This window comes from Mycobacterium sp., assembly GCF_050701675.1.
Taxonomy (GTDB): Bacteria; Actinomycetota; Actinomycetes; order Mycobacteriales; family Mycobacteriaceae; genus Mycobacterium.
The window spans coordinates 1-13,566 of sequence record NZ_JBOGDD010000856.1; the positions used below are offsets into that span (position 1 = coordinate 1).

14 protein-coding genes are annotated in these 13,566 nt (G+C 66.1%); 7 read left to right on the forward strand and 7 right to left on the reverse strand.

Going from position 1 to position 13,566, the window contains the following annotated elements; translation table 11 throughout:
• The 6 genes from ACRDUX_RS26280 to ACRDUX_RS26305 form a co-directional block, all read left to right on the forward strand.
• A partial coding sequence (locus tag ACRDUX_RS26280) for an alpha/beta fold hydrolase (RefSeq protein WP_526418032.1) occupies window positions 1-803 on the forward strand: 803 nt, incomplete at its 5' end.
• A 124-nt stretch (window positions 804-927) separates the two neighbouring features.
• The gene (locus ACRDUX_RS26285) at window positions 928-2,454 is read left to right on the forward strand and encodes an alpha/beta fold hydrolase (protein ID WP_526418034.1); all 1,527 of its coding nucleotides are present in this window, start codon (window positions 928-930) and stop codon (window positions 2,452-2,454) included.
• Window positions 2,455-2,499: 45 nt separating this feature from the next.
• A complete protein-coding gene (locus ACRDUX_RS26290) occupies window positions 2,500-3,837 on the forward strand; it encodes a glutamine synthetase family protein (RefSeq protein WP_526418036.1) in 1,338 nt (445 codons plus the stop codon).
• A gap of 23 nt (window positions 3,838-3,860) precedes the next feature.
• Window positions 3,861-6,824, forward strand: a complete 2,964-nt coding sequence (locus ACRDUX_RS26295) for a bifunctional [glutamine synthetase] adenylyltransferase/[glutamine synthetase]-adenylyl-L-tyrosine phosphorylase (RefSeq protein ID WP_526418037.1) — start codon at window positions 3,861-3,863, stop codon at window positions 6,822-6,824.
• Window positions 6,821-7,456, forward strand: coding sequence for a PaaI family thioesterase (locus tag ACRDUX_RS26300; protein WP_526418039.1), 636 nt, complete (start codon window positions 6,821-6,823; stop codon window positions 7,454-7,456). The genes ACRDUX_RS26295 and ACRDUX_RS26300 overlap by 4 nt, the downstream gene beginning before the upstream one ends.
• Entirely contained in the window at window positions 7,453-8,313 is an 861-nt protein-coding gene (locus tag ACRDUX_RS26305; RefSeq protein ID WP_526418041.1) for a TIGR03619 family F420-dependent LLM class oxidoreductase, read from the forward strand. Before ACRDUX_RS26300 ends, ACRDUX_RS26305 begins: the two co-directional genes overlap by 4 nt.
• A gap of 9 nt (window positions 8,314-8,322) precedes the next feature.
• On the opposite strand, the gene ACRDUX_RS26310 is transcribed toward ACRDUX_RS26305, so the two are convergent.
• The 4 genes from ACRDUX_RS26310 to ACRDUX_RS26325 all read right to left on the reverse strand — a co-directional run bounded on the left by ACRDUX_RS26310 (window position 8,323) and on the right by ACRDUX_RS26325 (window position 10,861).
• A complete protein-coding gene (locus ACRDUX_RS26310; protein WP_526418043.1) occupies window positions 8,323-8,724 on the reverse strand; it encodes a DoxX family protein in 402 nt (133 codons plus the stop codon).
• Between the two features lie 100 nt (window positions 8,725-8,824).
• Window positions 8,825-9,199 (reverse strand): nuclear transport factor 2 family protein, encoded by a 375-nt coding sequence (locus ACRDUX_RS26315; protein ID WP_526418045.1) that lies wholly within the window; start codon window positions 9,197-9,199, stop codon window positions 8,825-8,827.
• A 504-nt stretch (window positions 9,200-9,703) separates the two neighbouring features.
• Window positions 9,704-10,003 (reverse strand): hypothetical protein, encoded by a 300-nt coding sequence (locus tag ACRDUX_RS26320; RefSeq protein WP_526418047.1) that lies wholly within the window; start codon window positions 10,001-10,003, stop codon window positions 9,704-9,706.
• 3 nt (window positions 10,004-10,006) lie between these two features.
• The gene (locus tag ACRDUX_RS26325; protein ID WP_526418048.1) at window positions 10,007-10,861 is read right to left on the reverse strand and encodes a phage major capsid protein; all 855 of its coding nucleotides are present in this window, start codon (window positions 10,859-10,861) and stop codon (window positions 10,007-10,009) included.
• A gap of 165 nt (window positions 10,862-11,026) precedes the next feature.
• Between ACRDUX_RS26325 and ACRDUX_RS26330 the strand changes: the two genes are divergently transcribed.
• The gene (locus ACRDUX_RS26330; protein ID WP_526418050.1) at window positions 11,027-11,416 is read left to right on the forward strand and encodes a hypothetical protein; all 390 of its coding nucleotides are present in this window, start codon (window positions 11,027-11,029) and stop codon (window positions 11,414-11,416) included.
• Here ACRDUX_RS26330 and ACRDUX_RS26335 read toward each other — a convergent pair.
• From ACRDUX_RS26335 to ACRDUX_RS26345, 3 genes are all read right to left on the reverse strand, one after another.
• Window positions 11,413-11,853, reverse strand: coding sequence for a hypothetical protein (locus tag ACRDUX_RS26335; RefSeq protein WP_526418052.1), 441 nt, complete (start codon window positions 11,851-11,853; stop codon window positions 11,413-11,415). The two genes, ACRDUX_RS26330 and ACRDUX_RS26335, sit on opposite strands and share 4 nt — an antisense overlap.
• Entirely contained in the window at window positions 11,853-13,181 is a 1,329-nt protein-coding gene (locus tag ACRDUX_RS26340) for a phage portal protein (protein ID WP_526418054.1), read from the reverse strand. The genes ACRDUX_RS26335 and ACRDUX_RS26340 overlap by 1 nt, the downstream gene beginning before the upstream one ends.
• Window positions 13,182-13,209: 28 nt before the next feature.
• Window positions 13,210-13,566: terminase TerL endonuclease subunit (locus ACRDUX_RS26345; protein WP_526418055.1), on the reverse strand; the 357-nt coding region annotated here is incomplete at its 5' end.

Here is a 13,566-nt window from a genome sequence, read left to right on the forward strand (position 1 = left end):
CGATGATCCTCGACGGCGCCGTCGACCCCAACGCCGACCCGACCGAGGCCGACATCCGTCAGGCCGCCGCCTTCCAGACCGCGTTCAACGACTACGCCGCGGACTGTGCGAAGAGCGCCAATTGCCCGCTGGGCACCGACCCGGCCAAGGCCGTCGACGTCTACAAGAGCCTCGTCGAGCCGTTGGTGCAGAACCCGGCCAAGACCAAGGACCCGCGCGGGCTGAGCTACAGCGACGCCATCGTCGGCACCATCCTGCCGCTGTACTCCCCGAATCTCTGGCGCCATCTGACGCAGGCTCTCACCGAGCTCAAGAACGGCAGCGGCGACACGATGCTGGCGCTGGCCGACCTGTACATGGGCCGCGACGAGCAGGGGCACTACAACAACTCGACCGACGTGCGGGTCGCCGTCAACTGCGTCGACGAACCCCCCGTCACCGATCGGGCCAAGGTCATCGACGAAGACCGGCGCGCCCGCGAGGTGGCGCCGTTCATGAGCTACGGACAGTTCACCGGCGATGCCCCGTTGGGCACCTGCGCGTTCTGGCCAGTGCCCGCCACCTCCAAACCGCACCACATCTCGGTGGCCGGTCTGCCGCCCATCCTGGTCGTGTCGACGACGAACGATCCCGCGACGCCGTACCAGGCGGGTGTCGACCTGGCCAAGGAACTCGGCGGGTCGCTGCTGACGTTCCAGGGCACCCAGCACACGGTGGTCTTCCAAGGCGACACCTGCGTCGACGACATCGCCGCCAAGTACCTCGTCGACGTCGTGGTGCCGCCGCCGGGCGCCCGCTGCTGACGGGTCAAGCCCGCCAATCAATTTCGCCCGGCGGCGGTTACTAGGTCACCATCGGGTCACCGTCTGGTCAACGACGCGTCTCTGCTCGCACCCGGGCGCGCCTGGGAGCCTGCCGCGTGCAAGCATGTTCGCCATGTGGTTGGTGGGCAGGCTGATCGCAGCGCTGCTCTCACTCCTGATGGTGTCGACCTTCACCGGCCCCACCGCGTGGGCGTCTCCGGAGGGTCAGACCACGCCGCAGTACGGTCAGGCACCGGTATGGGGCAGCTGCGCCGGTTTCATCGGCTCCATCGCCGCCATGGCGACCGCACAGTGCGGGTTCGTGGCCGTCCCAGTCGACTACGCGAAACCCGATGGGCCCCAAGCACAGTTGGCGGTCATCCGAGTACCCGCCACCGGTGACCGCATCGGGGCGCTGATGGTCAACCCCGGCGGGCCTGGCGCATCGGCCGTCGACACGGTCGCCGGAATGGCGGTCAACCAGGCCGGCTCCGACATCACCCGCCGCTTCGATCTGGTGGGATTCGACCCCCGCGGCGTCGGGCACTCCATCCCACAGGTCCGCTGCCGCAGCGACGCCGAGTTCGACGCCTACCGCCGCGAACCGATGACGGACTACAGCCCTTCGGGCATCGCCCACATCGAGCAGATCTACCAGCAGATCGCCCAGGACTGCGTCAACCGAACCGGCCAGGAGTTCCTGGCAGGAGTTGGCACGGCGTCGACGGCACGCGACATGGACGTCGTGAGGGCGGCGTTGGGGGAGAACCAGATCAACTACCTCGGCTACTCCTATGGGACCGAGCTCGGCGCCAGGTACGCCGCACTGTTCGGTGATCGCGTGCGCGCCATGGTGCTCGACGGCGCCGTCGACCCGAGTTCGGATCCCGTTGCCGCGAACCTCCGTCAGCTGGCCGGGTTTCAGACCGCCTTCGACGATTACGCCGCGGACTGCGCACGGTCGGCCGACTGCCCCCTTGGTCAGGACCCGACGCAGTTCGTCGCGCGGTACCACCAGCTGGTCGATCCGCTGGTTCTGCAACCGGGACGGACATCCGATCCGCGCGGGCTGAGCTACCAGGACGCGATGACGGGCACCGTCAACGCGCTGTACACGCAGCGCTACTGGAAGTTCCTCACCAGCGGGCTGCTCGGCTTGGAGCGCGGCACCGACGCGGGTGACCTGCTCTTGCTGGCCGACGACTACCAAGAGCGTGACGCCGCAGGGCACTACTCGAACCAGCAGGACGCGTTCACCGCGATCCGCTGCGTCGACTCGCCGTACCCGACCGATCCCGCGGTCTGGGCCGAAGCCGACCGCCAAGCCCGCCTGGTGGCGCCGTTCACGGCCTACGGCGAGTTCACCGGCTTGGCTCCCAGGGACGCCTGTGCCATGTGGCCGGTGCCGCCGACCTCGGCACCTGGCGACGCGGTCTCGCCGGGGCCGGGAAAGGTCGTCGTCGTGTCGACCACCCACGATCCCGCCACGCCCTACCAAGCCGGCGTCGATCTGGCGCGGGAGATGGACGCCTCCCTGATCACGTTCAACGGCACCCAGCACACCGTGGTCTTCAACGGCAACGCGTGCGTGGATCCTGCGGTCATCGCCTTCCTCGTCGACTCGATCCAGCCCCGAGAACTTCAGTGCTAGCAGCCGCGTAACACGGAATTAACAGCCTGTGCCTACGCTTCGCACATGGATCGGCAGAAGGAATTCGTGCTCCGGACGCTCGAGGAGCGTGACATTCGGTTCGTCCGGTTGTGGTTCACCGACGTGCTCGGTTACCTCAAGTCCGTCGCGATCGCGCCCGCCGAACTGGAGGGCGCCTTCGAAGAGGGCATCGGTTTCGACGGTTCGTCGATCGAGGGCTTTGCCAGGGTGTCGGAATCCGACACCGTCGCCCGCCCCGATCCGTCGACCTTCCAGGTGCTGCCCTGGACGACCAGCGCGGGCAAGCACCACTCGGCCCGCATGTTCTGCGACATCACGATGCCCGACGGATCGCCGTCGTGGGCGGACTCGCGACACGTGCTCCGGCGGCAACTGGCCAAGGCCAGCGATCTCGGCTTCTCCTGCTACGTCCATCCCGAGATCGAGTTCTTCCTGCTGAAACCCGGCCCCGACGACGCCGCGCCCGTGCCGGCGGACAACGGCGGCTACTTCGACCAGACCATCCATGACTCGGCACCGAACTTCCGTCGCCACGCCATCGAGGCGCTGGAACAGATGGGCATCTCGGTCGAGTTCAGCCACCACGAGGGTGCGCCGGGACAGCAGGAGATCGACCTGCGGTACGCCGACGCGCTGTCCATGGCCGACAACGTGATGACGTTCCGCTACCTCGTCAAGGAGGTCGCGCTCGCTGACGGCGTGCGGGCGTCGTTCATGCCCAAGCCCTTCTCGCAATACCCGGGCTCGGCGATGCACACGCACATGAGCCTCTTCGAGGGCGACACCAACGCGTTCCACACGCCCGACGATCCGCTGCAACTGTCGTCGGTCGGCAAGTCGTTCATCGCCGGAATCCTCGAGCACGCCAGTGAGATCAGCGCCGTCACGAACCAATGGGTCAACTCGTACAAGCGCCTGGTCCATGGCGGCGAGGCCCCGACCGCGTCGTCCTGGGGTGCCGCCAACCGGTCCGCCCTGGTCCGGGTGCCCATGTACACGCCACGCAAGGCGTCGTCACGGCGTATCGAGGTCCGCAGCCCCGACTCGGCCTGCAACCCGTATCTGGCGTTCGCGGTCCTGCTGGCGGCGGGTCTGCGCGGGGTCGAGAAGAACTACGTGCTTGGGCCGCAGGCCGAGGACAACGTCTGGAACCTGACTCCGGAGGAACGCCGCGCGATGGGCTACAAGGAGCTGCCGGGCAGCCTGGGCGTCGCGCTCGGCGAGATGGAGAACTCCGAGCTGGTCGCTGAAGCGCTCGGCGAGCACGTCTTCGACTTCTTCCTGCGCAACAAGCGCGCGGAGTGGGAGGACTACCGCAGCCACGTCACGCCGTTCGAGCTGAAGGCCAACCTGTCTCTCTAGTTTCACGAGATACCGTCTTGGACGTGGCCAAACCAGCGACCCAGCGACCGACGCTGCCCGGCGTCGGCAGACTGGGCTTGGTCGAGCCAACCGCCCGTACCGATCTGGCCAGGTTGGGCTGGAATACCGACGCACACGTCGAGCTGTTGTGGTCGTTGTCCCGGTCACCCGATGCCGACACGGCGCTGCGCACGATGGTGCGACTCGCCGACGCACTTGGTGACGACTGGGACGAGCTGAACCGCGCGCTGGTCAAGGACCGCGGGTTGCGCGGCCGACTCTTCGGCGTGGTCGGCTCGTCCATCGCGCTCGGCGACCATCTCGTCGCGCAGCCGCGGTCGTGGCACCTGCTGGCGGGTGCCGTCACGCTGCCGTCCGCCGTCGAGCTGCGCGACGCCTTCGCGAGGCTGGCCGAGAAATCCTCCGACGCAAACGATTTACGAGTCCTCTACCGGGATCGGATGCTCGTCCTCGCCGGGCTGGATGTGGCACCGACGGTCGAGAACGAGCCCGTCCTGCCCTTCCCGACGGTCGGCGCGCACCTCGCCGATCTCGCCGACGCCGCACTCGGCGCGGCACTGATCGTCGCGACCAGGGCTGTCTGTAAGTCCGCCGCGGATGGAGCGCCACCGCCCCGGCTGGCCGTCATCGCGATGGGCAAGAGTGGCGCCCGCGAGCTCAACTACGTCAGCGACGTCGACGTCATCTTCGTCGGTGAGCAGGCGGACGGAATCACCACCAGGGTGGCCGGTGAGATGATGCGGTTTGCCGCCGACGCCTTCTTCGAGGTCGACGCCGCGCTGCGGCCGGAAGGCAAGCAGGGCCCGCTGGTCCGCACCCTGGAATCCCACGTGGCGTACTACGAACGGTGGGCCAAGACCTGGGAGTTCCAGGCGCTGTTGAAGGCAAGGCCCGCGGTCGGCGACGTTGACCTCGGGAACCAGTACGTGGCAGCGCTCATGCCCATGGTGTGGGCGGCCCGCGAGCGTGAGGACTTCGTCTCCGAGGTCCAGGCGATGCGCCGTCGCGTCGAACAACTGGTGCCCGCCGGGGTAAGGGACCGCGAACTCAAGCTCGGCACGGGTGGCTTGCGCGACGTCGAATTCGCGGTGCAGTTGCTGCAACTGGTCCACGGCCGCAACGACGAATCCCTCCACGTGGCGTCCACGGTCGACGCGCTCGCTGCGTTGGGGGCCGGCGGCTACGTCGGGCGTGACGATGCCGCGAACCTCACGGCGTCGTATGAGTTTCTGCGCCTCCTCGAACACCGCCTGCAGCTACAGCGACTCAAGCGCACACACATGCTCCCCGAGTCTGGCGACGAGGAGGCCATGCGGTGGCTGGCCCGCGCCGCGCACATGCGGCCCGACGGTCAGCACGATGCGCTCGGCGTCCTGCGCGAGGAACTCAAGCGCCAGAGCCTGCGGGTGTCGCGCCTGCACGCCAAGCTCTTCTACCAGCCGCTGCTGGAGTCGGTCGAGGGATCGGCCGTCGAGTTCTCCACGAGCATGTCGGCGGAGGCGGCCGAACGTCAGCTCGCCGCACTGGGATACGAGGGGCCGCAGAGCGCACTGACCCACCTGGCCGCCCTGACGAGCAGCAGCGGGCGCCGAGGTCGGGTGCAGCAGGTGCTGCTGCCGACCCTGCTGGACTGGCTGTCGGACACCCCCGACCCGGATGCGGGACTGCTGTCCTACCGGCGCATCAGTGACGAACTCGCCGACGAGCGCTGGTATCTCGCCACGCTGCGCGACGAGGGCGCGGTGGCCAAGCGGTTGATGCACGTGCTCGGCACGTCGGCGTTCGTCCCAGAACTGTTGATGCGCGCCCCCGAGGTGATCCAGCAGTACGCCGACGGCCCGTCGGGCCCGAAGCTGATCGAGGTCGAGCCCGATGGGCTGGCCCGTGCGCTGGTGGCATCGGCAGGCCGACACCGGGACCCGCCAAGAGCGATCGCCGCGGCGCGAACGCTGCGCCGTCGCGAGCTGGCACGCGTGGCCTCTGCCGACCTGTTGGGAATGCTCGAGGTCACCGACGTCTGCCGGGCTCTGACGTCGGTCTGGATCGCGGTACTGCAGGCCGCCATGGACGTCGTCGTGCGCGCGAACACTCCGGCCGACGGGGTGCCCGCCCGGATCGCGGTGATCGGGATGGGCAGGCTCGGTGGCCGCGAATTGGGCTACGGCTCCGACGCCGACGTCATGTTCGTCTGCGAACCCGTCGGCGACGCCGAGGAATCCGTGGCCGTGCGCTGGGCGGTGACCATCGCGGAGCAGGTGCGCACAGTTCTCGGCACGCCGAGCGCGGACCCGCCGTTGGAGGTCGACACGAACCTGCGGCCCGAGGGACGCAACGGCCCGCTGGTGCGGACCCTCGCCTCCTACGAGACTTACTACGCGCGGTTTGCCCAGACGTGGGAGGTCCAGGCTCTTCTGCGGGCCCACTGCGTCGCCGGTGACGCTGACCTCGGCCAGCGGTTCCTGCTGATGATCGACAAGACCCGCTACCCACCCGGGGGAGTGTCACCCGCTGCGGTGCAGGAGATCCGGCGGCTCAAGGCGCGCATCGACGCCGAACGCCTGCCGCGTGGTGCCGACCCGAACACCCACACCAAGCTGGGCCGGGGCGGCCTTGCCGACGTCGAGTGGACGGTCCAGCTTCTCCAACTCCGCTACGCGCACCAGATCGAGGCGTTGCACAGTACGTCGACGCTGGACACGCTGGATGCGATCGGTGCGGCGGAACTCATCGCAGAGGGTGACGTCGACCTGCTGCGCCAGGCCTGGCTGACGGCGACGCGCGCCCGCAATGCACTGGTGCTGGTGCGCGGCAAGCCGACCGATCAGCTACCGGGGCCAGGTCGCCAGCTCAACGCCGTCGCGGTGGCGGCGGGTTGGGACAGCAGCGACGGCAGTGAGTTCCTGGACAACTACCTCCGCGTGACCCGCCGCGCAAAGGCAGTGGTGCGCAGGGTCTTCGGCGAATGAGCACGGACTTTCCGTTCGACCGCATCGCGGCCGACGAGTACGACCGGCTGAGTGCGCTGCACGGGCCGCTGACCCAGGCGATGCGTGAGCTCATCGACGCGGGAATCCGCACCGACATCGACGAGGCAGGGGTGCGCGAGGCGCAGGCCGCCATCGAAGCCGTCACCGAGCGGTTGCGCAGCGTGCAGCGTGAACAGACCTCGACGCTGCGGCACGCGAGCACGGGCAGGCCGTTGGCATGGGCCAATCCGGCTGTGGGACTGCGCAATGCGATCTCACCCCCGATGGACATCCACCACACGAACGACGACCGCTGCTGGGCCGAGTTCAGTCTCGGCTTGGCCTACGAGGGACCGCCGGGTTTGGTCCACGGCGGCATCTGCGCGCTTGTGCTGGATCACATCCTCGGGGAAGCGGCCAGCGATGGTCTGACGAAGCCGCTCTTCACCGGCACCATCACGTTGCGCTACTTGCGCGGCACGCCACTTGGCCCATTGCGTGCCGAGGCGTTCATCGAAAGGACCGAGGGCATCAAGACATACGCGCGCGGTTATCTCGGCACCGCCGACGGCTGGACCGTGGAAGCCGACGGCGTGTTCATCAAGCCCGCGTGGGCCCGAGACGCCGGATGAGGTTCTACGTCAGCACGGCCTTCCTCGATACCAAGGAAGTCATCGAAGTCGCAAGAGCTGCAGACGATCTTGGCTACGACGGGATGGGCATCCCCGATCACGTGATCAACCTGGAGACGCTCCAGACGCCGTATCCCTACACCAAGGACGGTTCGCGGCGGTGGGAGGCGTTCACACACTGGCCCGATCCATGGGTGATGATCGGGGCGATCGCCTTGGTCACCAACCGGTTGCGCTTCGTCACCACCGTGTACCTGCCCGCGATGCGCGACCCGTATTCGGCCGCCAAGGCGATCGGCACCGCGGCCTGTCTTGCCGATGGACGCCTCGAACTCGGGATCGGCGTCGGCTGGTGCGAAGAGGAATTCACGTTGATGGGCCAGCGGTTCGACCGCCGCGGCAAGCGCACCGACGAGATGCTGGAGTTGATGCGAAGGCTCTGGCAGCCGGGTTGGACCGAGTTCTCCGGCGAGTTCTACTCCACGCCGCGCCTGGAGATGGAACCCACCCCGCCCCACATTCCGATCTACGTCGGAGGCCTCTCCGACATCGCACTGCGCCGCGCGGCTCGCAACGACGGCTGGGTCGGCGACCTGATCACCACCGAGCGCGCCATCGCATCGGTCGACAAGGTTCGGCAGATGCGTGCCGAAAAGGGTTTGTCGATGGACGATTTCACGGTCTTGACGCCGCTGACCGATGCGTTCACGCCCGAGCACTTCGAGCGGGCCGAAGCCGCGGGCATCACGGGCATCATCACGATGCCGTGGATGTTCTACTCCGGGCCGCAGGCTTCTCTGGCCGACAAGATCGACGGCATGAAGCGCTTCCGCAAGGATCTGCGGCTCGACGGCTGACCGCCGAAGCTACCTCGACGGTCGCCTGGCGTCGACGGCGTAGGCGCCGCCGCCGATGAATGCGAACAGGAAGAACGCGAAGCACAGCAGCACGGCGGGCTCGCCCTTGTTGACGATGGGCCAGAAGTCGGTGGGCATGTGCTGGGTGAAGTACGCGAATGCCATCACGCCGGAGGCGATGAACGCCGCTATGCGGGTGAACAATCCGATGGTGATCAGTACGCTCGTGACGATCTCGAGGATGCCGGCCCACCAGTAGGGCCACGAACCGGTCGCAGCTCCGGTACCCGTCGGCCATCCGAACAGGTGGGACGTGGCGTGGGTGAGCAGCACCAGCCCACAGATCACCCGGAACAGGCTCAAGACGGCGGGAGCGAACGGACTGAGTCTGGCGTCCAACTTCTGAGTCATGTCTCGACGATACTATTCGGACCGCAGTCCGAATAGCCCAGCCACGTCGATCTCGCCAAAAGTGACGATGGCCACCCGGCCTCCGGCAAACCCGTGAGGGCTACTTCGTGCCGAAGATGCGTTCCGTCACGGCAGTGTCGCCGAAGGACTCGGTCTTGACGATCTTGCCGTCACGAAACGTGAACACGTCGGCGCCAGTGGTGCTTTCACCCTCGACGGTGACGTCGGTGAGCGCGACGACGACATCGCCATCGGCGATGATCCGATTGGGTTTCGTCGCGAACTGCTTCCCCGCGATCTTCCCGAGTAGCTCGACCACTTCACCCTTGCCGTGATACGTCCCGCTGAGCGTGCTCTTGCCTGGCTGTATCCACTCGACGTCGTCGTCGAAGGCCTGCAGTGCTCCTTCGAGATCGCCTGCCGCAAAAGCGGCGTACCCCTTCTTCGTCGTCTCGACATTGTCATCTCTGGACATCGTTGTCTCCCCCTAGTGCGTGCTTCCAATGGCAACAACGCTACTGCGGCACGGCTGCAAAACCTCGGTGAAAGAGGTAGCAAACCGGCCGATGGTTCCGGACGCAACGAGGGCGCAAACTTCAATTCTGTGCAGAGGCAACCAAGTTCACCGAGGACGACCGCTCAACGACGAAGGGCCGGACGGAGTCGATTCTCCGTCCGGCCCTTCGTCAAGCTGGCTTACACGTCGTAGTAGAGCGCGAACTACGTTCTCGGCGTTTGCATCTGTTAGCTGTGTTGGCTGATCGAAGTATTGCCAGGTCAACGGGTCGCGCTTGAGCCAGCTTTCCGTAACCGTCTGAACCAACTGCGGACGATCTGCGGACGATCGAGAGGACCGAACCGTCGTCGCAGGCTCCAACCGAACGACGACGGTTCGTTCCGTCTATGGCCCGACGCCGAGGGCAAAAGAATCGGATGAGCTGCCGGTCCTTTTTGGGTAGGGCCGCTCGGCGTCGGGGGTCTACTGCGCTTGCACGCGGTACCTGTTGAGCACCGATTGCTCAGCCAACGACCAGGCGAACGAGGACTGCAGGGCGTACTCGTATTCGACGTCGTCGATGCGGGTGCGGCGCACCTGTTTGCCGTTGGCGGCCAGTCGCGCCGACGCCGTGACGATCACCGCCGCGATGTCCCGATTCGGTTCGTTGCCGGTGAAGCCTCGGCCACGCGTGTAGGCCTTGGCCATCGTGGTGACGACGGGCACGACGGTATCGAGGTCACCCTCGGCCAGTCCCTCGACGTCGCCGGTGTTCACGGGCATCGGCTAGGCCTCGGTGAGCAGCGTGACTGCCTTCGCCTGCAGTAGCGCGGTGTCCCAGCGGCTCACGACGCGGATGCCGATCGAGTCGTAATCGCCCCAGGTCTGATCGAGGATCTTCACTTGGGCGTCGACGTCTCGCACGACGACCACCTTGGACATGTCGACCAGGGCCACACGGTTCTTGGTCGAGACCGCGGGAATGTTGTCGGTGATGATCACTGGCAGGCCGAACAGGGTGAGCGAGGTGCCCTTCTGAATGGTCGTCGGGTCGATGAGGTACTGCGCCGACTCGTCGTTAATCTTGAGCTTGCGTACCTTCGCGAAACTGGCCGAGGTCATGACCCAATGCGTCGGGGTGACCTTGTTGCCCATGGCGGTAGCCCAACCATCGATCAGGCTGTCGGCGTCGGTGAGGTCGAGTGCACCGGTGGCGATGCCGGCCTGGCGCAAGATGCCCTTGACGGTGTTGGAGCTGCCCGTGCCGTCCCAGAGGGCCGCGTCGAGGGCGGTGGCCACGTCGGTGACCAGTCGGGCACGCAGGACGGCATCGAGGCCGATGACGGAAGTACGGATGAGCTCGTTGGTGAGCTTGACCAAGACCTTGATCGACTTCAGCGTCGAGGGCAGCAAGGTCACTTCGTCGAAGGCCACGTCTCCGTCGCTGATCTGGGCACCTTCGGCGACGAATCCGGCCGTGACACCGTTGACGATGCGAGGCACGCGGACGGGCGCGTTGGAGTCCAGCACGACGGGGCCGGCGGCCAGGAACGTCGAGGCTTGCTGCAAGGGCTGAACGAGCAGACTAGCTACCTGCGACTGGATGAGAGTCGAGTTGTCGGCAGTGGTTTCGATGGCCACGATGAGAGTCCTTCTGGGAGAAGTGTCGAGGGAAACGACACGTCGCCAGGACGTCGATCGTGGTGGGCGCCAGGCCCGTCGGTTTCGATTCTACGATAGCGCGGTCGCATGTCGCACTGCTCCGTTAGTGTCCAGTCGAACTGAAATCGAGCAGAGGGGCGCGCAGTGAGCGAATACGAGTGGGGCGGAGCGGAAGTCAGCTATCCGGATTGGAGCGGTACGGCGCAGCTCGACCAGAAGATGACCGGGGACGTGGACGAATACAGCCTCACCGGGGTCGATCGAGACAAGTGGGTCATCATCGGCCTCGATTTCGGTGGCGGTGAATCCGGTATGCATGCCCTCGAAGTCATCGCCGTGCGCAAGTCCGACTGGAGAGAGGCAAAGGGCACGTCGCAGGTGAAAGCGGCGAGCATTCGGATTCACAACGGAGTCGACCCGTTCGACCTGCTTCGGCAGATCATGCACGTGTTCGACATGCGTCTCCGCATCCGCTCGGTGACGGATTCGACCATCGTGATCACCGAGAGCCTAGACGAGCCGCCGCAGCCCTAAGTCCGTTCCTTGAGCATGCCCAACAAGTTGAACGATTCGGAACTACCTCCGCGGTGACCCTGCCCGATGTCGCCGGAAGGCTTGCGGGACGCGAGGTGCGGCTTGCGAGCCAATAGGTCATCGATCGCAGCCGCGAGCGCCTCGGCGTCGTCGAGGTGCTCGGCGTCGAAAGGCAGGTCCGTCGGATCGGCCAGCCTGCCCGTCGACTTCACCAACTCGTTGTGCAGACGGGTGGCGTAGGCGTCGGCCACCTTGGCACGGTCGCGATACTTGGCGTTCTGGCCGCGAAGCTTCTCGACGTACTCGCGTGGGAACGTCTCGGCCGCGTCCTCGGTGTCGGTCTCGTCGACCACCTCGGTGTCGTCATCTGGCCTATCGTCGGGCGCCTCGGCCGCCTGGTCCTCGGTCATGGTCGTGTCGGTGTCGGTGTCGCTCATTACGCTGTCTGCCTTTCATCGGTGGGGGTCTCGCGGGATCTGGCTGCCTCGATCTTCGCTATCTCGTCATCGGAGTAGCCCAGCTTCGCGAGCGCGTAGGACGCCGGGAGTAGACCGGCCTGGTAGAGCTTCGTCACCGCGTCGGCCTCTTGAGCAACCGAGCGGGTCGAGGCGTCGGCCCACTGGACGCGAATGTCGTCGATCAGGTTCGGGTCTCGGCCGTCGCGTACCGCCACCATGAGCCGAGCAACCTGCTCCCAGCTCCGGCCGAAGGTCTGTTGGCGGGCCTCGGCGCGTGCCGTGAGGCTGGCCTCGGATGCCCTCAGAGCGTCGGCGCTGGCGGGGTTGTCGCTGAAGATCCCGACGTAATGAGCGGGAAGCGTTGACACGGCCATGATTTGGCCCAACAGGACTCGCACCGAGGCCTCATAGCCTCCGAGGTCTGCGGCGTTGAGCTGGCCAAACTTGGTCTCGGCCGACTCGCTGATCATCGCCCGATGGCCCTCCGGGATGGGGTTGACCTCGATCATGACGGGCTGGCCGTCTCCGTCGAGGACCGGCTCCCCATCGACGTCGAGGACGGGTTCCTCGGTCAGCTCGATGCCGGTAGCCCACCGACGCGGACGGCCGACGTACTCCGAGGTGACCATCATGTCGGCCAGGCTCTTGTTCAGCGCGTCGACCAACGGCTTCAGGTCCTCGATTTCGGAGACGCCGTAGTCGGCCACGATGCGATCGGTGTTGCGCAGGTTGACGACCGGGACGACGCCGAGCGGGTTCGGGATCACTGACACCGTCTCGTATCCCTGCGTGCTCGCGCCGCGTTGATTGGACCGTAGCCGCACGATCTCGTCTTCCAGGTACAAGACGGCCTCGGTGGTCGTCTTCGTCTCCCAGCGCTTCACCGCGGCGACGACCTCACGGCTACCGGGATCGATCTGGACGGCGACTTGCTTGCCCGACTCGACGCTGACGGTGGGCTTGCCAAAGCGATCGGCCCAGACGATGCAGTAGCTATCGCCGAGCAACAGCGCCTCACGATGCGCGACGCCGGAGAGTTGATCCATGTCGAGGCGCACCCAGTCGGCCCAGACCTTCTCGTCGCCAGTGAATCCGGTAATCCGAAGGCGCTCGGCCAATGCGGTCACGGCCAGCCGAGGAATGTTGCTCGCCATCACACCGAACCTGTTGCCGAGAGCCGTTCGGGCCTCCGGTGAGAGGAATGCCAACGCTTGCTTGCCGGTGGCGTAGCGGTCCAGTTCGGCGTAGCGGGCAGCGGGTTCGCTGAGTCGCTGCATCATCTCGATTACTTGTTCGTCTCTTGTCATGCTGAATTCCTTTCTAGAACAACGGTTATCATGCGAACGACCTCGATTTCCTTCGTGCCTTGTGCGTCGCGCGCCATGTCGCACGCGAGTGGGCCATGACCAGGCAGGCAGCAAGGTCGATCTTGGCGGCGTGGACGGACCGAGAGGCCTTCGCCAGTCGCATCCCGCGAGGGTCCTCGATGATCACCGCGGCGCCGATGTGGGCGGCCAGCGTGGCGTCACCGGAATGAGTCATCCGGCCGTTGACGGCAGCGGCGTAGAGGTTGGTCGTCGCCTCGGTCAGCCGCGAGGGCGAGTGTGGAAATTCCACGATCGGCAGTTTCTCGGACTCGAGTTGTTGCAACGTTCGAGTCCATCGGAATGGATCAGCAATGACCTCGACGAC

Bases quoted from the DNA above. Each gene is read 5' to 3' on its own strand.
- ACRDUX_RS26285 (WP_526418034.1), top strand. From the start codon at position 928: ATGTTCGCCATGTGGTTGGTGGGCAGGCTGATCGCAGCGCTGCTCTCA.
- ACRDUX_RS26310 (WP_526418043.1), bottom strand. From the start codon at position 8,724: ATGACTCAGAAGTTGGACGCCAGACTCAGTCCGTTCGCTCCCGCCGTC.
- ACRDUX_RS26335 (WP_526418052.1), bottom strand. From the start codon at position 11,853: ATGAGCGACACCGACACCGACACGACCATGACCGAGGACCAGGCGGCC.
- ACRDUX_RS26340 (WP_526418054.1), bottom strand. From the start codon at position 13,181: ATGACAAGAGACGAACAAGTAATCGAGATGATGCAGCGACTCAGCGAA.
- ACRDUX_RS26300 (WP_526418039.1), top strand. From the start codon at position 6,821: ATGAGCACGGACTTTCCGTTCGACCGCATCGCGGCCGACGAGTACGAC.
- ACRDUX_RS26305 (WP_526418041.1), top strand. From the start codon at position 7,453: ATGAGGTTCTACGTCAGCACGGCCTTCCTCGATACCAAGGAAGTCATC.
- ACRDUX_RS26320 (WP_526418047.1), bottom strand. From the start codon at position 10,003: ATGCCCGTGAACACCGGCGACGTCGAGGGACTGGCCGAGGGTGACCTC.
- ACRDUX_RS26290 (WP_526418036.1), top strand. From the start codon at position 2,500: ATGGATCGGCAGAAGGAATTCGTGCTCCGGACGCTCGAGGAGCGTGAC.
- ACRDUX_RS26315 (WP_526418045.1), bottom strand. From the start codon at position 9,199: ATGTCCAGAGATGACAATGTCGAGACGACGAAGAAGGGGTACGCCGCT.